At 29.9% G+C, this 23,727-nt stretch carries 23 protein-coding genes; 4 read left to right on the forward strand and 19 right to left on the reverse strand.

Annotated elements, in window-relative coordinates; all coding sequences use genetic code 11:
- The first annotated feature begins 38 nt into the window (after positions 1 to 38).
- Together KHQ81_10510 and KHQ81_10515 are read left to right on the forward strand one after the other, a co-directional pair.
- On the forward strand, positions 39 to 1,031 hold the full coding sequence (locus KHQ81_10510) for an asparaginase (GenBank protein QVK17284.1): 993 nt from the start codon (positions 39 to 41) through the stop codon (positions 1,029 to 1,031).
- A gap of 145 nt (positions 1,032 to 1,176) precedes the next feature.
- Positions 1,177 to 2,046 carry a DUF368 domain-containing protein gene (locus KHQ81_10515; GenBank protein QVK17285.1) on the forward strand — a complete coding sequence of 290 codons (870 nt, stop codon included), beginning with the start codon at positions 1,177 to 1,179 and terminating at the stop codon, positions 2,044 to 2,046.
- Between the two features lie 202 nt (positions 2,047 to 2,248).
- Here KHQ81_10515 and KHQ81_10520 read toward each other — a convergent pair whose 3' ends face one another.
- The 6 genes from KHQ81_10520 to KHQ81_10545 form a co-directional block, all read right to left on the reverse strand.
- Positions 2,249 to 2,887 carry a cyclodeaminase/cyclohydrolase family protein gene (locus tag KHQ81_10520; protein QVK17286.1) on the reverse strand — a complete coding sequence of 213 codons (639 nt, stop codon included), beginning with the start codon at positions 2,885 to 2,887 and terminating at the stop codon, positions 2,249 to 2,251.
- Between the two features lie 9 nt (positions 2,888 to 2,896).
- Positions 2,897 to 4,159 (reverse strand): imidazolonepropionase, encoded by a 1,263-nt coding sequence (gene hutI, locus KHQ81_10525; GenBank protein QVK17287.1) that lies wholly within the window; start codon positions 4,157 to 4,159, stop codon positions 2,897 to 2,899.
- A gap of 12 nt (positions 4,160 to 4,171) precedes the next feature.
- Complete coding sequence (gene ftcD, locus KHQ81_10530; protein ID QVK17288.1) at positions 4,172 to 5,065, reverse strand: glutamate formimidoyltransferase; 894 nt, start codon at positions 5,063 to 5,065, stop codon at positions 4,172 to 4,174.
- A 1-nt stretch (position 5,066) separates the two neighbouring features.
- Positions 5,067 to 7,109, reverse strand: coding sequence for a urocanate hydratase (locus tag KHQ81_10535; protein ID QVK17289.1), 2,043 nt, complete (start codon positions 7,107 to 7,109; stop codon positions 5,067 to 5,069).
- Between the two features lie 238 nt (positions 7,110 to 7,347).
- The gene (gene hutH / locus KHQ81_10540) at positions 7,348 to 8,874 is read right to left on the reverse strand and encodes a histidine ammonia-lyase (GenBank protein QVK17290.1); all 1,527 of its coding nucleotides are present in this window, start codon (positions 8,872 to 8,874) and stop codon (positions 7,348 to 7,350) included.
- Between the two features lie 222 nt (positions 8,875 to 9,096).
- Positions 9,097 to 9,642, reverse strand: coding sequence for a flavodoxin family protein (locus KHQ81_10545; protein ID QVK17291.1), 546 nt, complete (start codon positions 9,640 to 9,642; stop codon positions 9,097 to 9,099).
- Between the two features lie 126 nt (positions 9,643 to 9,768).
- Between KHQ81_10545 and KHQ81_10550 the strand changes: the two genes are divergently transcribed.
- Both KHQ81_10550 and KHQ81_10555 read left to right on the forward strand, forming a co-directional pair.
- Positions 9,769 to 10,266, forward strand: a complete 498-nt coding sequence (locus KHQ81_10550) for a hypothetical protein (protein ID QVK17292.1) — start codon at positions 9,769 to 9,771, stop codon at positions 10,264 to 10,266.
- 216 nt (positions 10,267 to 10,482) lie between these two features.
- Positions 10,483 to 10,980: a hypothetical protein gene (locus KHQ81_10555; protein QVK17293.1), complete on the forward strand. Its 498-nt coding sequence runs from the start codon at positions 10,483 to 10,485 to the stop codon at positions 10,978 to 10,980.
- Between the two features lie 44 nt (positions 10,981 to 11,024).
- Here KHQ81_10555 and KHQ81_10560 read toward each other — a convergent pair whose 3' ends face one another.
- The 13 genes from KHQ81_10560 to KHQ81_10620 form a co-directional block, all read right to left on the reverse strand.
- Positions 11,025 to 11,405: a RidA family protein gene (locus tag KHQ81_10560; protein QVK17294.1), complete on the reverse strand. Its 381-nt coding sequence runs from the start codon at positions 11,403 to 11,405 to the stop codon at positions 11,025 to 11,027.
- A gap of 248 nt (positions 11,406 to 11,653) precedes the next feature.
- Complete coding sequence (gene yjcZ / locus KHQ81_10565) at positions 11,654 to 11,788, reverse strand: sporulation protein YjcZ (GenBank protein QVK17295.1); 135 nt, start codon at positions 11,786 to 11,788, stop codon at positions 11,654 to 11,656.
- A gap of 156 nt (positions 11,789 to 11,944) precedes the next feature.
- Positions 11,945 to 12,913: a DNA-binding protein WhiA gene (whiA, locus tag KHQ81_10570; protein QVK17296.1), complete on the reverse strand. Its 969-nt coding sequence runs from the start codon at positions 12,911 to 12,913 to the stop codon at positions 11,945 to 11,947.
- A 21-nt stretch (positions 12,914 to 12,934) separates the two neighbouring features.
- Positions 12,935 to 13,903, reverse strand: coding sequence for a YvcK family protein (locus KHQ81_10575; protein QVK17297.1), 969 nt, complete (start codon positions 13,901 to 13,903; stop codon positions 12,935 to 12,937).
- Entirely contained in the window at positions 13,896 to 14,789 is an 894-nt protein-coding gene (rapZ, locus tag KHQ81_10580) for an RNase adapter RapZ (GenBank protein ID QVK17298.1), read from the reverse strand. The genes KHQ81_10575 and rapZ overlap by 8 nt, the downstream gene beginning before the upstream one ends.
- Positions 14,790 to 14,915: 126 nt before the next feature.
- On the reverse strand, positions 14,916 to 15,842 hold the full coding sequence (gene trxB / locus KHQ81_10585; protein QVK17299.1) for a thioredoxin-disulfide reductase: 927 nt from the start codon (positions 15,840 to 15,842) through the stop codon (positions 14,916 to 14,918).
- The gene (ppaX, locus tag KHQ81_10590; protein ID QVK17300.1) at positions 15,832 to 16,488 is read right to left on the reverse strand and encodes a pyrophosphatase PpaX; all 657 of its coding nucleotides are present in this window, start codon (positions 16,486 to 16,488) and stop codon (positions 15,832 to 15,834) included. Before ppaX ends, trxB begins: the two co-directional genes overlap by 11 nt.
- Positions 16,489 to 16,492: 4 nt before the next feature.
- On the reverse strand, positions 16,493 to 17,338 hold the full coding sequence (gene lgt / locus KHQ81_10595; GenBank protein QVK19620.1) for a prolipoprotein diacylglyceryl transferase: 846 nt from the start codon (positions 17,336 to 17,338) through the stop codon (positions 16,493 to 16,495).
- A 26-nt stretch (positions 17,339 to 17,364) separates the two neighbouring features.
- Positions 17,365 to 18,297: an HPr(Ser) kinase/phosphatase gene (gene hprK, locus KHQ81_10600; protein ID QVK17301.1), complete on the reverse strand. Its 933-nt coding sequence runs from the start codon at positions 18,295 to 18,297 to the stop codon at positions 17,365 to 17,367.
- Entirely contained in the window at positions 18,290 to 18,925 is a 636-nt protein-coding gene (locus KHQ81_10605; protein QVK17302.1) for a phage holin family protein, read from the reverse strand. Before KHQ81_10605 ends, hprK begins: the two co-directional genes overlap by 8 nt.
- Positions 18,926 to 18,987: 62 nt before the next feature.
- A complete protein-coding gene (locus tag KHQ81_10610; protein ID QVK17303.1) occupies positions 18,988 to 19,584 on the reverse strand; it encodes a VanZ family protein in 597 nt (198 codons plus the stop codon).
- 55 nt (positions 19,585 to 19,639) lie between these two features.
- The gene (gene uvrA, locus KHQ81_10615) at positions 19,640 to 22,483 is read right to left on the reverse strand and encodes an excinuclease ABC subunit UvrA (GenBank protein QVK17304.1); all 2,844 of its coding nucleotides are present in this window, start codon (positions 22,481 to 22,483) and stop codon (positions 19,640 to 19,642) included.
- Positions 22,484 to 22,862: 379 nt separating this feature from the next.
- Positions 22,863 to 23,714 (reverse strand): DUF4397 domain-containing protein, encoded by an 852-nt coding sequence (locus KHQ81_10620; protein QVK17305.1) that lies wholly within the window; start codon positions 23,712 to 23,714, stop codon positions 22,863 to 22,865.
- Positions 23,715 to 23,727: the final 13 nt, after the last annotated feature.

Consider the following 23,727-nt stretch of genomic DNA (forward strand, 5'->3'; position numbering starts at 1 on the left):
GTGTATTGTATAAAAATAATTATATTGAGGTGAACTATATGAATTTAAAAGTTGCTATTATATTTACTGGTGGAACTATTTCTATGAAAATAGATGAAGAAATAAAAGCTGCGGTTCCTTCTCTAGATGGAAATGAAATCATTTCTTTTGTAAAAGACATTGATTCTGTTGCTGATGTTGAGATTGATAATTATATTTCAATACCATCACCTTTTATTACCCCAAATACGATGTTAGAATTATCTCAACATGTTCAATCCTATATTGCTCGTGAAGATATTCATGGGATTGTCATTACCCACGGAACTGATACATTAGAAGAAACAGCTTATTTTTTAGATTTGAACATCAAAACACCAAAACCTATTGTTTTAGTTGGGGCTATGCGCAGTGTTTCTGAACTTGGATATGATGGACCATCAAATCTCGTCGCTGCCATTAGAACAGCTATTTCAAACGAAGCTAGAAATAAAGGTGTTATGGTTGTAATGAATGGTGATATAAACGCAAGTAATGAAGTAATGAAAACACATACCATGGCTTTAGACACTTTTAAATCCCTAGAATTTGGACCTTTAGGTATCGTTGATAATGATAAAGTTGTTTTTTATCGAAACTCTACACAAATTACACTCCATATTCCTACTGATAAAATTGAAAATAATGTTCACTTAATCAAAGTAGTAGCAGGCATGGATGGTGATTTAGTTGAATATTGTATCTCTAAAGGCGCAAAAGGAATTGTCATTGAGGCATTAGGACGTGGAAATATTCCACCAATGATGGTTCCAAGTATTAAAAAGGCAATTGATTCAGATATTAAAGTTGTATTAGTTTCAAGATGCCCTAAAGGAAGAGTTGCTGATAGTTATGGATATATTGGTGGCAGTAAAAAGTTACGCCAACTAGGTGTGATATTTGGTTCTAATTTAAGTGGACCTAAAGCAAGAATAAAATTAATGTTAGCTCTAGGTTATAATAACGATTATAACAATATTAAACAACTTTTTGAAAATAAATATTATGATTAAACGATAAAAAAAGTTCAGCAATGAACTTTTTTTTACTAGCTAAACATATCCCTAAGAATGTTTTTCATCCACATTTAATAGACAAACGTATTAAATTATGGTATTTTATGATTAAATACCTATAAAAATATACAGAGGTGATTAAATGATTATGATTAACTTTATTCGTGGATTTTTCATGGCATTAGCTGATAGTGTACCAGGTGTTTCAGGTGGAACTATTGCCTTCATTCTAGGATTCTATGATGATTTTATTAATTCAATAAACTCACTGATTTCAAAAACAACTAAGAAAATTGAAAGAAAAAAGGCAGCTTTATTTTTAGGAAAACTTGGTTTTGGATGGATATTTGGTATGGGAATATCTGTATTAATCCTATCCTCAATATTTGACAAAGAAATTTATAAGATTAGTTCATTATTTGTTGGATTTATTTTGTTTTCCATCCCGCTTATAATAAATGAAGAAAAAGCAACACTAAAAAATAAATATCAATATATTATATTTACCCTACTAGGAATCGTAATCGTTTCAGCCATTACTTATTTAAATCCTGTTTCAAATTCAATTGATGAGGTTCAATCTATTAATTACTTATATATATTTATTGCTGGAATGATCGCTATTTCTGCCATGGTACTACCTGGTATTTCAGGTTCAACCATCTTATTAATCCTTGGTCTATATGCACCTATTATTACTGCAATCAGAAGCCTAATGTCATTTGAATTCAATAGAGTTCCTATGTTACTTACCTTTGGTATTGGCATTTTAGTAGGAATATTTTCTATCATCCGATTATTACGATATTTACTAACAAATTACCGTCCACAAATGATATATTTCATTCTTGGTCTCATGCTTGCTTCATTATATGCTGTATTTATGGGTCCAACGACATTAGATAATCCAAAAGAACCTATGACTATACATTCATTTAGCATCATCTTCTTTTTAATTGGTGGATTATTAATTTTCGGTTTAGATGAATTGAAAAAATATCTTAATAAATAGAATATATAAGAATCTCATTAGTTAACTCTAGATTTTGAGATAAAAATAGCCTACAACAAATATTTATAAACAAAAACCCTAAGATATCAACTTATAATTTGGTATTTTAGGGTTTTATGCTCTTTCAAGTCCAAAACTTAGTCTAAGAATTAAAAACTGTCAAATGATAAACACTTAACAGTTCGCTAATATTTTAATGTTCTTACAATTTACTATGAACAAATTCAAGAATTTTTTCTTTCAGTTCTTTTCCTTCATGTAGTAAAGTTTCATATGAACTTTGATAAACCTTTACCATTTCAGCATCACTTAAACCACCTATATTAATTTTGACATTTAATAAAGCACCTTCTAATCCAGCATACAATAATAAACATCCTACTCCTATATCACTTATCGCATTTTTATTTCCATAAGTCATCATTTTTTCCACAAGTTCTAATGCTTTATAGGATAATCTTGCAACCTCATAGGGTACTTTAATCGCTTCAAGAGTTGCTTTTTCAATCGCTTCAATACGTTTTTGCTTATCTTCATCTGTTTCTTTTGACATTTTAAATGCATTCATGATTTGATTAAATGCATAGGTGTCTTTATCTATTAAAGGTATTAGTTCTTCTTTAATGTTGTTTAAGGTAATAAAATTATCTTCATATTGTGTACGAATTTTTTCATCTAGTTCTAAAAATTTCTTCTTATTAAATGTTAAATGTGAAACCATTCTTGATAATCCAACACCAAGCGATGCAGCTAGTGCTGATACACTTCCTCCTCCAGGAGCAGGACTATTTGAATCGACTTCATTAATAAATTCATTAACTTTTAAATCAATTAAATTCATATTTTCCTCCTAGTAACATACTTTTTGATTATTTACAACCAATTTTCCATCTTTATAAACATCTTTAACATGATTAATCCCAAAATGATAAATAAGGTATTCTAGATTTGGTACATCAAATAAAACAAAATCAGCTGCTTTACCAACTTCAATAGAACCTTTATATTTTTCTTCATTAATTGAACAAGCACCATTAATTGTAACTGCAGTCAAAACTTCTTGAGGTAACATTTTCATTTTTATACACCCAAGTTGCATGACAAACTGAAGATTTTCAGATGGACAACTCCCAGGATTATAATCAGATGATAATGCCACACCACATCCTGTATCAATCATTTCTCTGGCCTTGGCATAATCTTTGTTTAAATTAAATGAGGTTGCTGGTAGTAAATTTGCGATTACTCTACTTTTAGCAAGATTTTCATAATCTTTTTTCGTAGATGCCATTAAATGATCAGCTGATACGCATCCTAATTCGCAAGCTAGCGTAGCACCACCTAAAGGAATAATTTCATCTGCATGAATCTTTAATTTATATCCTGTTTCTTTAGCTTTTTGTAATATAGTTCGACTTTCTTCAAGTGAAAATACACCCTCTTCACAAAATACATCACAATAATCCGCTAAATTCTTTTCCTTAATTACAGGAAGCATTTCAATTACTTTTTCGATATAACTAACTTTGTTATTTTTAAACGCTAATGGAACTGCATGAGCCCCTAAAAAGGTATTTTTTATATCAATCGGATGATCCTCATTTAATCTTTTCGCAACTTCTAACTGCTTCATTTCTATTTCTAAGTTCAAACCATAACCACTTTTAGCTTCAATACTTGTAACCCCATAACATAGCATTGAATCTAAACTTTTTTTAGCTTTATTATATAAATCTTCAAAACTGGCTTCCTTTGTATGTTTAACGGTACTTAATATACCTCCACCTGCTTCTAAAATATCAAGATAAGTTTTTCCTTGCAGTTTCATATTTAATTCATTTTCTCTAGAACCACCATGAACAAGATGCGTATGAGAATCAATAAGCCCTGGAGTCATTAAGTAACCTTTTGCATTAACTAATTTAGTATTCTCACTAATATAATCTTGATAACTATCTCCACTAGAAACTTTGACGATGACACCATCTTTAACCACAACATAAGCATTTTTTATGGTCTCAACTTCTTTCATCTTGTTTCCACATCTTATCCCATTTGATCCTTCCATCGTGATAAGGTTAGAAATATGATGAATGATTAAATCACTTTTCATTTAAATCACAACCTAATCAAATAGATTTGTTTCAAGGACCTTTTCCATATTGAATCCTTCTAAACCTAAATAATATTCAAGTGATTCAACTAATGCTTCCATTGGAACAAGTCCAATTATTTCACTACCAATCACATTTACACCATATCTTTTTGCTTCCATTTTTACGGTTTCAAAGACACGATAAATTGATGTTTTTTTATAATTGGTGATATTCATTGTAACTTGAACAATCCCACGCTCTGTTATTTCAGCTGGTCCTGCTTTAATGAAACGGAATCCACCACTAGAATGACGAATCGATTTCGCAATTTTAGATGCAATTTCCATATTTGTTGTATCTAAATTAATATTAAAAGCAACTAATGGTACACGAGCACCAACTGCAGTAGCACCAGCTGTTGGATGAATCTCAGGTTTTCCAAAATCTGGATGCCATTCCTCTAATTTAATTTTATCTTTCATACCTTCGAATTGACCTTTTCTAATTTTCGCTAAGTTAACACGTGTTTCATTTGCTGCTGCTTCTTCATATAAAAAGATAGGAATTTGATAAGCTTCATTAATTTCTTTTGCTGTCATTTTCGCAATTTCCACACATTCTTCCATTGATATATCCTTAATTGGAATATAAGGAATTACATCAGTTGCTCCCATTCTTGAATGTTCACCTGTCTGATGATTTAAATCGATTAATTTTGTTGTCATACCAACCATTTCAACGACAGCATCTTTTATCGCATATGGATCACCTAAGAGTGTCACAACGGTTCTATTATAACTTGGATCTGCCTCATAGCTTACTAATTTAAATTTATCTTTATTTTTTAAAACACTGACGATTTGTTCGATTTTTTCTTTATCTCTTCCTTCAGAAAAATTAGGAACACATTGTACAATTTTCATGTTATTTTCCACCTTTCACGTAATGTTTATTAACTAATTCTTTGATGTAATCTTCTTTTGTTAGATAAGGTAATGTAATATGATTTTCATCATTCATTTTATTATAATCAACTGAAGTGGAAACTGCATTTTCATTACGCGCCCAAGCTCGTCTTGCAACTCCACCCATTACATCCCAAGGCATTGCTCTTTTCAATATTTCATCAACACGTTCACTACCGTCTAATACCATTCCAAATCCACCATTTATTGATTTACCAATACCAACACCACCGCCATTATGTAATGCCACTAGACTCATCCCTCTAGCTACATTTCCAGCGAATATGTGTGTTGCCATTTCTGCCATCACATTAGACCCATCTTTAATATTAGATGTTTCTCTAAATGGTGAATCAGTTCCACCAGTATCATGGTGGTCTCTACCTAGCATAATTGGACCAACCTCGCCATTTTTTACAAGTTCATTAAACTTAAGGGCGATTTCTAGTCTTCCTAAAGCATCTTGATATAAAATTCTTGCTTTCGTTCCAACGACTAATTTATTTTTCTTCGCATCTTTTATCCAATTATAATTATCTCTGTCTTGGAAACGACGATTTGGATCAATACAACTCATTGCTGCCGCATCAGTTTTATCTAAGTCACTTTCTTTACCACTTAAACAAACCCATCTAAACGGACCATACCCATAATCAAATAAAATTGGTCCCATGATATCCTCAACATAACTTGGCCAAATAAAACCATCTAATGGATTAATCCCATTCTTACAAATTTCTTTAACACCCGCATCATAAACAGCTTTCATAAAGCTATTACCGTAGTCAAAGAAATATGTCCCTTGCTCTGTTAAAGATTTAATTGCTTTATAATGTCTTTGTAATCCTTCATCAACTAATTTTTTAAACTTGTCCTTGTTCTCTTTTAATAAATTAGTTCTTTCTTCAAAAGATAATCCAACAGGGCAATAACCACCATCATAAGCATTATGACATGACGTTTGATCACTTAATAAATCAATTTTAATATTATGTTTATGTGCATACTCTAAAATTTCTACGATATTTCCATCATAAGCAATTGCGATAGGTTCTTTCTTTTCCTGATATTCTTGAGCTTTTTCAAAAGCTGTTTTTGGTGAGTCTGTCACAAAACTTACCCAACCTTGTTCATATCTTGTATCAATTCTTGATTTATCAACCTCAGCGATAATCGAAACACCACCAGCAATTTCACAAGCTTTTCCTTGTGCGCCGCTCATTCCACCAAGACCACTTGTGACATATAAATGACCAGCTAAATCTTTATCTTCCGGAATTTCTAATTTATCTCGACCAGCATTTAAGATGGTTGAATAAGTCCCATGAACAATTCCTTGTGGTCCGATATACATCCAACCACCAGCAGTCATTTGTCCATAAGAAGCAACACCTAAACTCGCTGCACGATTCCAATTTTCTAAATCATCATATAACCCAATCATTAGACCATTCGTTAATATAACTCTAGACGCTGATTGATATGATTTAAACAATCCTAATGGATGTCCTGATTGGACGACTAGTGTTTGTTCATCAGTCATCATTTCTAAATATTTTTTAACTAAATGATACTGCATCCAATTTTGCATAACACGGCCTGTTTCTCCATAGGTTACTAATTCATATGGATATAATGCTATTTCAAAATCAAGATTATTGTCAATCATCACTTGAATGGCTTTACCTTCAGTAGTTTTACCCTTATATTCATCAATAGATTTTCCATAAATTCTTCCTTGTGGACGGAATCTATATCCATAAATACGACCTTTAGTAAGCAATTCATCTAAAAACTCTGGCGCTAATTCTTCATGCCATTTTTCAGGAACATATCGAAGTGCATTTTTTAATGCTAATTCCGTTTCTTCCTGGGTGAGTTTAAATTCACGTTTTGGAGCTCTTCTGATTCCCTCAACAAATTCTGGATATTCAGGTAACTCTTTAAATATTGAATCTAACTTAATGGTCATTCCTTCTGTAATTTGTTCATTACTTAACAAAGTAATCCCTCCTGTTTATATATTAACAAACCTACTCCCATTTTTTATATTATTAGCGATCTACGCATAAAGAAGTAAGCGTTTTCAAATATCATTATAATATAAATGTTTTTCTTTTACAACATTTATAATCATTAAAACTATATAAGTTAATAATGACCCTTTCATACGTTTTAAATTAATTCAATTCAAAGGTAAAAGCCTTGTGATACAAGGCTTAATTTTTATATTTTTTATTTTATAATAAAGAACCAACAACTTTTTCTACTTGATTTAAAATTAATTCATCCTTAACAAGTTGATGCATCTTAATGATATACGGATGCATAATAACATCTTCATCAATAAAATCTACATGTTTCCTAATAACAGCATAAGCTACCTGAGTGCCTAATCCTAACTTTTTCTTTTCACGAAAATCAATTGCTTGAGCACTCGCTAGTAATTCAATCGCTAAAACACTTTGAGCATTATATAAAATCTCTTTTGCACCTCTAGCAGCAATCGTTCCCATCGAAACATGATCTTCTTGATTAGCACTAGATGGAATTGAATCAACACTAGCTGGATGTGCTAGGACTTTATTTTCACTCACTAATGAAGCTGCTGAATATTGAGTAATCATAAATCCTGAATTAACACCACTTTTTTTCACTAAAAAAGCAGGTAATCCTTCACTCAAACTTGGATTAACTAATCGTTCGAGTCTTCTTTCAGAAATATTAGCTAATTCACTTATCGCAATCTTCAAAAAGTCAAAACTTAGCGCCATAGGTTGTCCATGAAAATTACCTCCTGAAATCACTGTATTTTCATCAAACACTAATGGGTTATCAGTGGCTGCATTCATTTCAATTTCAACTTTTTCTTTAATATATTTTAAAGCATCTTTACTAGCTCCGTGAACTTGTGGCATACAACGAATCGAGTAAGCATCTTGAACCCTAATATCTCCTTGGGATGTGATATATTGACTATTAGCAGTTAAAGATAATATATTTTTAGCTGAATTAATCTGACCAATTTGACCTCTTACTAAATGCACTTTTTCATTCATCGCATCTCTAATCCCAAATAATGCTTCCATTGATAGACTTCCCGCAATATCAGCTAATTTGGATAATTGAATTGCATCATAAGTTGTTATTGCGCCAACTGATGTCATTGCTTGTGTCCCATTAATTAATGACAGTCCTTCTTTAGCTAATAGTTTATCTAATGGCTTCATACCATATGTTTTTAGTACTTCTGATACTTCAACTTGTTTATCTTTACATAATACTTTTCCTAATCCAATTAAACTTAAAGCCATATGTGATAGTGGTGCTAAATCCCCACTTGCTCCTAGCGAACCTTTTTCAGGAATTAAAGGAAGAATATCTTCATTTAAATAAAACATTAAACGTTCTAATGTTTCTAAACGAATACCAGAATATCCTTTAGCAAGCGCATTGACTCTTAGTAACATTATTCCTCGTGTTACTTCTTTATCAAAATAATTCCCAACACCACACGCATGACTTTTTAGTAAATTCTCTTGTAACTGACTAACCTCATCTTTACTAATAACCACATTCGCAAGTTTTCCAAACCCTGTATTCACACCATATACCACTTTTTCTTGATCAACTATTTTATCAATAATTGTACGACTTTTCTTAATCTTTCCTATCGCATCTTCGCTTAATTCAACACTTTTTTTAAATCTAACCACTTGTATAAACTCATCTAAGTTCAAGTGATTTCCATCTAACACTACTGTCATAAAACTTCTTTCCCTCCTAAAGTAAGCGTTTACCCTTTTAAAATATAAGTTTATTCCATAATACACATTACTTATATTATTATATAATAATACAGATTATATATCAATAAATGTAAGAAATAAAAACTATCCTCATCAATGATTTTTACCATATAATTTGTATTATCTTGAAAATAATTATCCCTATTAAAAATAAAGATTAAACTGAAGTTTTTTAGACCTTTAATCATTTATAAATTCTTTTAATATTTTTATTTGATTAATCACAAAGTCATCTTCTAATGGCTTATGCTTATCACAATTTGGGATAAATAATTCTTTTGTTTCCTCAAAATTAAAAAGTAATTTAATAATTTTAAAAGTCTCTTTTACCCCAACAAACATACTTTCCCAATATCCTCCGGCTGTTACGATAAATAATCCTTTTTTTATTTGTGGGTTCTCATCTTTTCTTATATATTTACCAGCAAAAAAGGTTTGAAAGCGACTTATTAAATTAACTAATTCACCTGTAAGTGTCGCAAAATAAAGAGGGGATGCGATAATTAAAGTATCTGCCCTCTCTAATAATCGATAAATATTTGACATCTCATCACTTACTTTACATCCTGATTTATATGAACAAATTTTACAATCTGTACATGAAGAAATCTTAATATCATAAGCATTGTAATAAATTATCTCATCGGAAATATCATTTAATAATGTATTAACAACACTATTTGTATTACCATATCTATTTGGAGAACCTGTAAGTACTAATATCATTCAATCACCATCTCTTATATATTCCTAATTTATTTTATCATTCTTCCTATTAAATTAAAATAAAGGTTTTAAATATTATTTATTTTATATATAATATAATTAAAAAAGATATGTGAGAGGTGTTATATGGGATTCAAAAAAATATTTATTGGTACAATATTAATTTTACTTGATTTTAGAATTCAAGGTTTAAATATTATACCAGATATTATCGGGTACATTCTTATCTTTATAGGACTATCAGAAATTATCCATTTAAATTCTAAATTCGCAGTTGCAAGAATAATGTCAATTATATTAATTCTTTTTTCAATACCTGATATTTATTCTATAAATACAGAATCTCCGTCAGGTTTATTTTATTTTATTAACATTATTACTTCAATTATCTATTTAATTTATTCATATTCTTTATACATAGGTATTAAAGAAAACGCAGAAGGTATTAATAATGAAGATTTAGCCAATAAAGCGCAATTATCTTGTATCCTAGCAGTTGTATCATGTTTAAGTGGGATAATTGTTTTAATTAATCCATTCTTTATGATACCGCTACTCATATTAGTGATTGTGACTCTTGTCATACAACTACTCACCTTATCTATGGCAAAAGATTTAGAGTAATAACATAAGTTAAAGCAAACGAAAGACTAGTTTGCTTTTTTTATTAATAATTAAAAACTAAAACAGTTATTAATTCAATTTCAACTTTTACACCTTTAGGAAGTCTTTATGTTTTTTGTAAAAGATTTTATCATTTTTTATTAAAAATTAAAATAAAGGTTTAACATTTTTTCCATTTATTGTATAATGAAAAAAATGATATACGAGAGGTGTTATATGGGGTTTAAAAAAATATTTATTGGTACAATATTAATTTTACAAGATTTTAAAATTCTAGGTTTAAATATTCTACCAGATTTTATCGGTTACATTATTATATTTATAGGACTGTCTGAAATTATCCATTTAAGTTCAAAATTCAAAATTGCTAAAATAATGTCGTTTATTTTAATTTTTCTCTCAATACCAGACATATATTTTATACCAATACCCTTTATTCCATATTATTTTTTTAAACATACTATTATTTACACGGTTATTTACATAATTTTTTCCTATTTTTTATTTATAGGAATTAAAGAAACGGCTACATCTATCCATAATAGTAATTTAGCAAAAATGTCTCTGTTTTCTTGGTTACTAGCGGTTGTATCGGGTATAGGCAGTGTAATTATTATAATCAATCCATTCTTTATGATTCTCATACACACATTCATGATAGTTACATTAGTCATACAACTCTTCACCTTATCAATGGCAAAATATATAAAATAAAAGCAAACGAATCATCGTTTGCTTTTTTCATCATTGCCCTAAACTTATAAAACAGCAATTAATTCAATTTCAACTTTTACATCTTTAGGAAGTCTTGATACCTCAACAGTTGCTCGTGCTGGTTTATGAGTATCAAAATACTGACCATACACCTCATTAATACGTCCAAAATCATTCATATCCTTAATAAATATTGATGTTTTAACGACATCATTTAATTCAAAACCTGCTTCTTTTAGTATGGCTTTTATATTTTTTAATACTTGATGCGTTTGTGCTACCACATCATTTGAAACAAGTTCCATTGTTTCAGGGTCTAAGGCAATTTGACCTGAAACAAATAACATATTATTTACTTTAATAGCTTGTGAATAAGGTCCGATTGCTTTCGGTGCATTATTTGTAAAAATAACTTCTTTCTCCATAATTTTCCTCCCTCAATTGATACTTATATTATAACAATTGATTTAAAAAAAATAAATAACTTTCCTAATTATTATCTAATAACAAAAAGATGTATGAAAAAGTCATACACCTTTATTTTAAGAGGGTTTTTTTCCATAAAATGATATTCTACCACTAAATATCAAATTATAGGGGGGGAAATAGTTGAAAGAATTAGGGGTAACCAACAGATTGAAAGCTTTAAAGGAAATTTCACATCATTTAATTATCATTTATGATGTCCACCATAACTACAACAAGTACAACCGATAATTACTAATAATATAAACAAGACTAATACAATTGCATAAGAATTACATCTATAACCATATCCATATCCATATCCGTATCCATATCCGTACATAATAGCACCTCCTTTATTGGTTTCATTATTATCCTATGAAAGGCGGTAAAATATTAATATTACTAACGTATAGTATTGTTGATAAAGTGAAAAAATAGTTAAAATACATAGATATATTTTAACTAACGACAAAAGTCTGTAGTTATTCTACAGACTTTAATTTTTTATTCCTAAATCATCAAGTGATTCACTATTTCTAATTCTATTGGCAATCTCATTAATTTTACGCAAACGGTGATTCAATCCAGATTTACTAATCGATTTTTGATATTCATCTTTATATAACACACTCAGTTCTGAAAAAGTTGAGTCTGGATGTTTCATTCTAAGAATAGCTGTCTCTAATAATTTATCTGGTAAAATATCTAAGCCTAGTGTATCAGCAATTAAATTTATATTGTCAATTTGTTGATTACTAGCATCCCAAGATTTATTTAAGTTTGCTACCTCGCAATTTCTAATACGATTAACTGAGTTATTCATATCACGAAATATACGAATATCCTCAAAGTCTAAAACTGCGTTAGTCGCATTAATTACCCGTAAAAAATCTGAAATTTTTTCTGATTCTTTAATATATATTATATAACCTTTTTTCCGTTTGATCGTTCGAGCATTAAGATCAAAAGTATTACAAAGGTCTTTAATGTCTTTTGATAACTCCTCATCTAAGACAAAAATCTCTAAATGATAAGAAGACCTTTCGGGATTGTTTACAGAACCACTGGCTAAAAATGCACCTCTTAAATAAGCTCTTTTACAACAAGTTTGATGAATCAATTCTTCAGAGATTCCTAAAATAAACCCATAACTATTCATTAACATTAAATCATTTATAATCATTTCAGCATAACTTGTTATTCTAATAATATAAACATTTGCTTTATTTAAACGCATTTGTTTTCTTGTTAAAAGATCAATATTAACATCATATAATTGTCTTAATAATTTAACATATCTTCTTGCAATCGTCGCATTTTGTGTCTGGAATTCGATTCTTAACCCTTCACGTGAGATGTTAATCACACCATTCATTCTTGTCAAGGCTGATAATTCTGCTTTTGCACAACAATCCGATACGATTAATGATACAAGTTCTTTTTTTGTTTCTGATGCAAAAGACACTTATATCTTCACCTCACTTTCCTACTCGATTGTTTCAATCAACATCATTAAAAGATAAGCGGCAATTTTATTACTTTTATGCCTAATGTGTTTTTTTTCATTGATATACACAAATTTGTCTGTTATTAATTCTTTATTTAGTTTTACAATTTCATCATAATCAATTACAACCAATTCAGCATCTTTTTCTTTATAAATATTTAACACTTCTTGATCAATATCATGATCATCATTGGCTAATATGATATCTATTATATCTTTTCCTAAATAGTTTTCCAGTATTTTCACATGCTTACTGACAGTGAAATAATCCGTTTCCCCAGGTTCTGTCATAACATTAGAAATATAAACTTTCTTAGCGTTTGATTCAATAATTGCTTCTTTTACTTTAGGAACTAATAAATTAGGTATAATACTTGTATATAAACTTCCAGGACCAAAAACAATCATATCTGCTTGTTTAATTGCTTTTTCAACATCGGGTGTTACTTGAACATCCTCTTCCTCTAAAAATAACTTTTTAATTGATTTCTTACTTGAAGTGATTTTTGATTCACCAGAAACAACGGTGTTATCATCCATTAACGCACATAGCGTAACCGGCTTTTGTGCCACAGGTAAAATAGTTCCTTTGACATTTAAAACTTTACTTAATTGTCGAATCGCTAAAACATAATCACCTGTAATCTGAAATAAAGCAGTTAATAATATATTTCCAACCGTATGATTAGCAAACAAAGAATCACTTGTAAACCTATGTGTCAAAAGTGTATTCATAAGTGGTTCAGCTTCGCTCATAGAAATCATAACTTTTCTAATATCACCAGGAGGAACAACATGAATAGAATTTCTTATATCACCACTACTACCACCATCATCACCAACCGTAACAATCGCTGTAATATTTAAAGGGTACTTCTTAACCCCTTTCAGAACATAAGATAGTCCAGTTCCCCCACCTATAATAACAATATTTGGGTCCCTATCCATGCTTAGACTCCTTTCTTATTTTATCAATATCACGATGCCACACATAACAATTATATTGTTCAGCTAATGAAGCATATAAAGCTTCTGAAATTGCGACTGATCGATGTTGTCCACCCGAACAACCAATTCCAATTAGTACTTGATTTTTAGCGATATCTCCAAACTTGGGGATAACAAAATTTAATAGTGATACCAATTTTTCTAAAAATATTGTTGTATCCTCACGTTTAATCACGTAATCATAAACTTCTTCATCAAGTCCCGTTTGATTTCTCATTTCATCGATATAAAATGGATTAGGTAAAAATCTAACATCAAAAACATAATCACAATCTATAGGGGCTCCATGTTTAAATCCAAAAGACATGATATTAATATCAAATTGATTTTTTTTAAATGAAAAACGAGATGTTATTTCTTTTTTTAGTTTATTTGAACTTAAATAGGAGGTATCAATAATATAGTCTACTTGTTCACGTAAACTTTCTAATATTTGTCTTTCTAAAATAATACCTTCAATAATAGATCCTTGTTTTGATAAAGGATGCATTCTTCGTGTTTCTTTAAATCTTTTTACTAACACATCATCATTAGCATCTAAAAATAAAATTTGCAGTTTTAAATGAACCGTTTCTCTTATTTCATCTATCACATGAAATAATGAGGAAAAATCTTGACTTCTACTATCAACAACAACTGCAAAATTTTCTATATTATTATAATTCAAGTTGTTTTCGCTTGTTAATGAGGTAATATGATTTAATAAGACAACAGGCATATTATCAATACAATAATAACCTATATCTTCTAAACAATTAAGGGCAACAGACTTTCCTGCTCCACTCATCCCCGTAACCAAAAGCAAATTTTTAACTAATTTAGTCATTTCATCACCACTTTTAGTATTTTCTATAACATTATATCACATTAAATAATAATTTATTATAGTATTGATTAAATCTAAAGAAAAAGACTTTTATTCCCATAAAAAAAGCCACAAAAGTGGCATTTTTTAATGAAGCGTTTCAATATATTTTAATGCATTTTGACTAGCGATGGCTCCATCGTTAGTAGCTGTAATAATTTGTCTTAATTCTTTATCACACACATCACCAGCAGCATAAATACCTTGAACGTTTGTTTCCATTTTATCATTGGTTATAATATAATCTTTTTCATTAAGTTTTATGATATCTCTAAACATTGAAGTAACTGGATCTTGACCAACATAGATAAAAGCACCGTCACAGGTGATGTCTTTTTTATCATTTGATTTAACATTTTTAACGGTAACACTACCTAATTTTCCATTTATTTCATTAAATGATTCAACAACTGATTCTAATTCAAATTCAATTTTATCATTATTTGAAGCTCTATTTTGAGCAAGTTTTTCCGCTCTAAATTCATTTCTTCGATGAATAATCGTTACTTTACGACAGATTCCTGATAAATATAATGCTTCTTCAACGGCAGAATTTCCTCCACCTACAACAACGACATCTTTATTACGGAAAAATGCACCATCACAAATAGCACACCACGAAATACCACGACCCGCTAATTTCTCTTCACCTTTTGCTCCTAATCGTCTATTAACTGTACCAGTTGCGATAATAACCGCTTTTCCTGTATAGTTTCCCTCTTCAGTTTCAACAATTTTAGTAGAACCATTGTCTTTTATACCTGTAACAATACCATAAGTATAGGTTACTCCTAATTTTTGGGTATGTTCAAACATCTTCATCGATAAATCAGTTCCACTAATTTTTTCAAAACCTGTATAATTTTCTACTTCATAGGTATTAACCATTTGTCCACCTGGAGCACCTTTTTCTAACATTAATACTTTTAAACCAGCACGAGCACCATATACAGCTGCGGTCATTCCCGCTGGTCCTGCGCCAACAATAATTATATCAAACATTTTATTTTCCATGAGTATTCACCTCTTCAATAATATTAATTAAATCTCTCATATCATTTAGAATATAATCAGGATTGAATTGTTTTAAATATTCTACACCTCTATGTGCCCAACTTACACAACAAGTGATTACCTGACTATTTTTTCCTCCTTCTATATCATGTGAATTATCACCTACAAAAATTACTTCATCAATACAACAATTTAACATATCCATCGCTTTTAATATAGGTTCAGGATTAGGTTTAGGATTAATCACATCATCTTCGCCAACAATAATTGAAAAGAAGTGATCCATATCAAAATGTTTTAAACCATGAATTACCATATCCCGTTTTTTTGATGAGACAATTCCTAACATAATATTTTTTGCTTTTAATACCTTTAATCCTTCTTTTACTGTTGGATAAATTTTTACCATATCATCATGTAGTTCCTTATTGATCTTTCGATAATAGGTAATCATTTCATCTGTTTTTTCTTTATCCAATGAATCAAAAGTTTGTTTTAATGTTGGTCCAATAAATTCTAATAATTGTTCTTCTGTAAAAGATTGATTCGGTAAAAAATGCTTCAATGTTATTTCAAATGTTTTAATAATTAAAGGATTCGTATTCACAAGTGTTCCATCAAAATCAAATAGTACTGCCTTTATCATTCACTTACTCCTCTATATTTTCTTCTATGATTTGATAATAATACTTTGGATACCATTTTTTAAAATGTCTTAAAGACAACACAATAGCTCCTAAAGCAAATAATAGAATACTTATCAGTTGTGCAATTCTTATTCCTGTATCGCCTATATATAAACTATCCGTACGCATGCCTTCAATCAGACATCTACCAACAGAATACCACATTAAGTAGACAAGTCCTAAATCACCAATATAAACATGTTTTGTTCTTCTTAACAACATTAAAAATGCCATTCCTAATATATTCCATGTTGACTCATATAAAAAAGTAGGATGGTAATATGAGCCTTCAATATACATTTTATCGATAATAAAATTAGGTAATCCAATACCTTCTAGATAAGTTCTACTATTACCAGGAACAACCCCACCATGAGCTTCTTGATTCATAAAATTTCCCCAACGTCCGATTGCTTGTGCTACTAAAAATCCAACTGCACCTAAATCAACTGCTTTTAAGAAATTAACTTCTTTAACTTCACAATAGATTAATCCCCAAATTACTGCAGCAATCACTGCACCATGGATAGCTAGTCCACCTTGATCGATTCTAAAAACATCAATTAGGTTATTAGCATATTGATCCCAAGAAAAGCTAACATAGTAAATTCTAGCACCAATAACAGAAATTGGGACACCATACAAGGCTAGGTCATAAATAAAGTCTTTAGGTACACCAATTTTTTCTCCCTCTTTTACACCTAAAAAAACTGCAACCATCACACCAGATAAGATTAAAACCGCATACCACATAATCGTAAAAGGTCCAATTTCAATAAATATATTTCCTTCATTAAATTTAAATAACATCATTTTTATTACCTCCATTCTTTATATTAGTCTTCTAAATCGTTTGTTTGAATCAATTGACTTAGATTATCAGAAAATTCTTGAGCAGCATTGAATCCCATATAACGAAGCCTTCTATTAATAGCTGCAACTTCAATTAATGAGGCCATATTACGCCCTGGTCTTATTGGGATTTTAATATAGGATACTTCAGTATTTAAAATTTTTATTTTCGCTTCTTCAACTCCAAGGCGATCATATTCTTGATTTTGTTCAGCAGTTTCTAAATCAATCACTAATGTAATTCCCTTTTTATGTCGATAGGAACTTGCACCAAACATTTGTACCACATTGATGATACCAATTCCTCTTATTTCCATAAATTTCTCTAATATTTTGGGTGGTTTTCCAACTAATTTTCCGACTTCTTTTTCATAGATTAAAACATTATCATCGGCTATTAATTTGTGTCCACGCTTAACAAGTTCTAAAGCTGCTTCACTTTTTCCAATACCACTTTTACCACGAATTAAAACGCCAACACCATGTACATCAACTAATACACCATGCATATTGGTCGTTTCCGCTAATTCTTCAGCTAAATAACTAGTAACATCTGTCATAAGTGTTGTGGTATGTTTTGAGCTTCTTAAAATTGGAATTTTATATTTTTCTGCATTATTTATAAAGACTTGAGGAATATCAAAGCGATTAGAGAATATCAAACATGGTGTCTTTTCTTTAAATAAAAGTTCTACTCTTGTATTTTGGTCAATTTCATTTAACCAATAAAAAAATGTAACTTCTTTACTTCCAATGATTTGAATCCGTTCCTCTTCATAAAAATCAAATAATCCAGCGAGTTCTAAACCAGGTCGTGATAACATCTTTGATTGTATTGGTCTTGTAACGCCCTCTTTACCTGCAATAACTTCTAATTGTAACTCTTTCACTAAATCTTTTACTTTAATTTTATTCATCATCATCACTTCCAATATCATTAATATACTTTGTTTTAAACAGTGAATCACTTTTAAGATAATCAATCAAAGCAATACATAGTAAAACTATTAAAACGATTATAATCGATCTTCCTATAGAAATTTTTTCATCTAAAAAATAACTCACAAAATAGAAAATTATCGCATAAATTGCGATGGTTATTAATCCAATTCTATGCATTGTAAATGAAACCAAATCCGCAACAAAGATAAATGGTTTAACAAATTTATCTATTATTGTAAAACCAAATGCGATAATAAAAACAGTCGGTTTATTTATAAATAGATTCGGATAAATAATTTCATTTATAATTAATAAAAACCCAATATAAAATAAATACGAAATTAAAAAGTTAACTATTGTTCGTGAATTAAATATTTTTAAACCCACTTCTTTTGATGTTACTAATAAACTTTTTTTTCTTGTATTACGCTTTTTTTGTTGGTAGTTTCCTAATACCTCTTTAAAGATATGTGCTTCTAAAATTTTTTCTACTTCACTTTTAGAAAACGTTGTTTCATTATCACTCTTTAGGAATGCTTCAAATAAATCTTCGTATTCTTTTTCTTTTTCATTAGATTTTTTTAATTCATTATTATCATTCATTTTATCACCTTCTTAATACACTGCTTTCATTTTATCATAATTTATCAAAAATAAAAATAAATTCACTGCGTAAATATTTTTTTATATAAATGCATTAACCCAATACCAAATAATCCACCAATTCCATTTAATAATAAATCATCAATATCAAAATAACCCAAATTCGTTACACCTTGTAAAGTCTCAAAAAATAAAACCATTAGGATGAAATACAGTAAACTATAAATGAGATTTTTATAGTAACGTAAGAATACCCCAAAAGGAATATAGACGAGTATGTTCCCAATAATATAATAGCGTACTAAAGGATTATTTAAATTATGTATCCATAGTGGTAAAAACGAGTGAAAATTAAAATGATTATCTAAATTATATTGAGACAGATTTGTGAACCGACCAAAAAGCAATCCGATTAACCAAATCATATAAACCAGGAATAACTTCATGGTGATATCTTTTAACTGATATTTTCGTAAAATAAAAATCATTTCAAACGTAAAGTAGATGAATAATGCTAAAGAAACACGGTTTAATAAGAGAGCAATAAATGACATAATATGAAAAATATTCAATAAGGAATCAATAAAATAAACATTAATGAAATTAGATGTTAAAATCGCAATGACAAAAAGCAATATTCTAGCATAAATGTATTTCATAATTCCTCCCATAAAAAAAGAATAGTAAAAACTATCCTTATTTTATTACTTTTATTTAATTTATATTACGATTTTTATCTTTTTCCAAGACTTTTTTTATATAATGCCCCGTGTAAGATACTGGTGATTCTGCGATTTCTTCAGGGGTACCAGAAGCGATAATTTCTCCTCCTTTATCGCCACCTTCAGGGCCTAAATCTATGATGTAATCAGCACTTTTAATCACATCTAAATTATGTTCTATAACAATAACTGTTCCGTTTTGATCAACAATATTTTGTATAACCATTAGTAATCGTTTCACATCATCAATATGAAGTCCTGTTGTCGGTTCATCAAGAATAAATAAGGTTTTATTGGTGATCCGTTTATGAAGTTCAGAGGCTAATTTAACCCGTTGTGCTTCTCCACCTGATAAAGTAGTCGCAGGTTGTCCTAATTTAATATATTCTAGTCCAACATCATAAATTGTTTGTAGTTTCCTTCTAATGACAGGTATATTTTCAAAAAATTCTAATGCATCTTCTACTGTCATATCTAAAATATCGGATATGGTTTTCGCCTTATACTTTACTTCAAGTGTTTCACGATTATACCTTTTCCCTTGACAAACTTCACAAGGTACATAAACATCCGGTAAAAAGTGCATTTCAATCTTAATTACACCATCCCCTCTACAGGCCTCACACCGTCCTCCTTTTACATTAAAAGAAAAACGTCCTTTTTGATATCCTCGTACTTTTGCTTCATTCGTTTCAGCAAACAAATCACGAATATGATCAAATACTCCAGTGTAAGTTGCAGGATTAGAACGTGGTGTTCTACCAATTGGGGATTGGTCAACATCAATAATCTTTTCGATATGCTCAAGTCCTTTTATTTTTTGATGACGACCTGGTTTCTTTCTTGATCTATAAATTGATTGAGCAATCCCTTTATATAAAATATCATTCACTAATGTTGATTTTCCACTACCAGATACACCTGTCACAACAATCAATTTCCCCAATGGAAATTTGACATTTATATTTTTTAAATTATTTTCACTGGCCTTCACAACTTCAAGGAATAATCCATTCCCAACTCTTCTTTTTTCTGGTAATGAAATGTGTTTTTTACCTGAAAGATATTGACCGGTTAAGGAATGGTCATTTTGCATTAATTCCTTTGGAGAGCCTTGGGCAATCACATCTCCTCCATGAATACCCGCTCCTGGTCCAATGTCAATTATACAATCAGCTTCTAGCATTGTGTCTTCATCATGTTCAACAACGATTAAGGTGTTCCCTAAATCTCTCATCGATTTTAAAGTCCCAATCAATCGATAATTATCTCTTTGATGAAGCCCAATTGATGGCTCATCTAATACATATAAGACACCTGTTAAACGAGAACCAATTTGAGTTGCTAAACGGATTCGTTGTGCTTCTCCACCTGATAAGGTTCCAGCTTTTCTACTAAGGGTTAAATAATTTAATCCAACATTTACTAAAAAAGATAGGCGTTCTTTTATTTCTTTGATAATCATATCAGAAATCTTCATTTCTTTTGGTGACAATTTTAATGATTGAACATGCTTTAATGCTTGTTCAATAGACATTTCTGTGAATTCGTAAATATTTTTGTCACCTACAAACACAGAAAGTGCTTCTTCTGAAAGACGTTGTCCATTACACTTTGGACATGTCTCATCAGCCATCATACTTTCAAACCAGTCACGAATATAGTTTGATGAAGTACTTTTATATCTTCTTTCATAACTATTTATGATACCTTCAAAATAATCTCTTTTTTCGTGATGAATATTTCCTTCACTTACAAAAGAAAACTTTATTTCAGATTTAGAACCATACATGATGATATCTATTTCTTTTTTAGTCAATTCTTTAAAGGGTTTATTTAGATTTATTCCATAATGATTACAAGTAATCGCTAATTGTTTATAAAAATATGTATCCGTATTTTCTAAACCTCTGATTGCTCCCTCAGCAATTGATTTTTCATTATCAGGAACTAATAAATCAATACTAATTTTTCTTTTAAACCCTAATCCACTACATTCATCACAAGCACCAAATGGAGAATTGAAAGAAAACAGTCTTGGTTCTAACTCACCAACGGTAAAATCACACATTGGACAAGAAAACTTCTCACTGAAAATCATTTCTTCATGCCCTATAATATCAACCAAAACTTTTCCTTGACCTAATTTCAGTGCTGTTTCTAAAGAGTCATATAATCGTGATGAAATACCTTCTTTAATAACAACTCTATCAATAATTACTTCAATATTATGTTTTTTATTTTTATCTAATTCTATATTTTCTTCTAAATCATGCAAAGAACCATCCACTCGTACACGAACATAACCATCTTTTTTGAGTTTCTCAAAATCATTTTTAAAGGTTCCTTTTTTCAATGCAGCAATTGGTGCTAATATTTGCATTTTAGTTCGTTCTTCAAATTCTAATAATCTATCTACCATTTGTTCAATTGTTTGTGATTGTATTTCTACATGATGTGTAGGACAAATTGGATGTCCGATACGAGCATATAAAAGTCGCATATAATCATAAATCTCAGTAACAGTCCCAACGGTAGAACGAGGGTTACGACTCGTTGTTTTTTGGTCAATCGATATAGCTGGTGATAATCCTTCTATACTATCCACATCAGGCTTATCCATATTACCTAGAAATTGTCTAGCATAAGCAGATAAACTTTCAACATATCTTCTTTGACCTTCCGCATAGATTGTATCAAAAGCTAAGCTTGATTTTCCACTACCAGATAAACCTGTCATTACCACAAGTTGTCCACGAGGTATACGAACATCAATATTTTTTAAATTATTTTCTCTAGCACCTTTTACGACAATATCGTTTTGTTCTTTTATCATTTTATCACCATTCCGATCAAAAATTTACCTTATTATTATAGCATATAAACAAACAAATTTTCGCTTTTTATGTAATTTTTTTTATTTTTTTACATTATAACTATTATTTCAAAGGTGAAAACATTTTCATTTTTTATAAAACGCTTTCAATTTATTTTTTATTGACTTCATAATACCAAGGTGATAGAATATATTTCGGTGTGAGAGCACACTATTTTTAAAATGTCGTTTCTCATAATCAAATCCCTCAAACAAACTCATACTTATCCCTTAAACTCTTTTTTTAAATATTTATCTCCCCCCGAAAAAAAACAGTGTACAACTGTTTTTTTTCTTTTTATATAATAAAAAAAAACAGCAATTACTTGCTGCTTTTTTTTTATAACATCATACTTTTATCATTAAATACAATCGCTTCTAAGCCAGGTGTTCCATTTACTAAACCAATTGCATATATTGAAAGCATATCATTTGGATTAATCACAACATTAGGAACAGTCAGAACTACTTGATCCATACCAGCTGGTCTTACTTGTAAAGTATAAGTTCCAGGAGCAACATTAATGTAGTCAGTTACTGCTTTATAAGGAACATTTCTAAATAATACGGTACCATCAGGTAATGTTATATCAACTGCTGGAGCATTTGGTGAGAAATGAATAAATCGAACACTTGCTTCTTCTGCTAAATGTGAATCACGTTTTTCTGGTATTTGATATGGTTTGGGTTGTTGATAACCATATTGACATGGATAACCCATTCCACATCCAGAAGCTGGTTGATTAAAAATACTTTGTTGTTCTGGCATTTGTTGTCCCATACCATATGGTTGCATCATTTGTGGTTGGGTATTTTGTGGCATTATCTGTGGCTGCATTTCATAAGGCATCTGTTGAGGTTGCGTATATGGCATCATTTGATCATCATAGAACATTTTTTCATCTGTTACTTGTAAGATTAATATGTCTGATCCATCTTTTGTTGTTACTGCAACTAGTTTTTGACCCTCTATATCTAAATTCTGATCTAATAATAATTTATTACCAGCTGTAGTAAAAACTTTAACATTATAATTACCCTTAGGAACTGGTATCATTGGTGTTGATTGTCTATATGCTAATCCTCTTATAATTGGACGATCATTTAAAGTAATATTAATTGGTTCTGCCATTCTAACATCATGAACAAATCTTAAGCTTGTTGGCTGCTCAATTGGATTATAAATATTCATTACATCTATCCCT

It is taken from the genome of Mycoplasmatota bacterium (assembly GCA_018394295.1).
In the GTDB taxonomy this organism is placed as follows: domain Bacteria; phylum Bacillota_I; class Bacilli_A; order Haloplasmatales; family Haloplasmataceae; genus JAENYC01.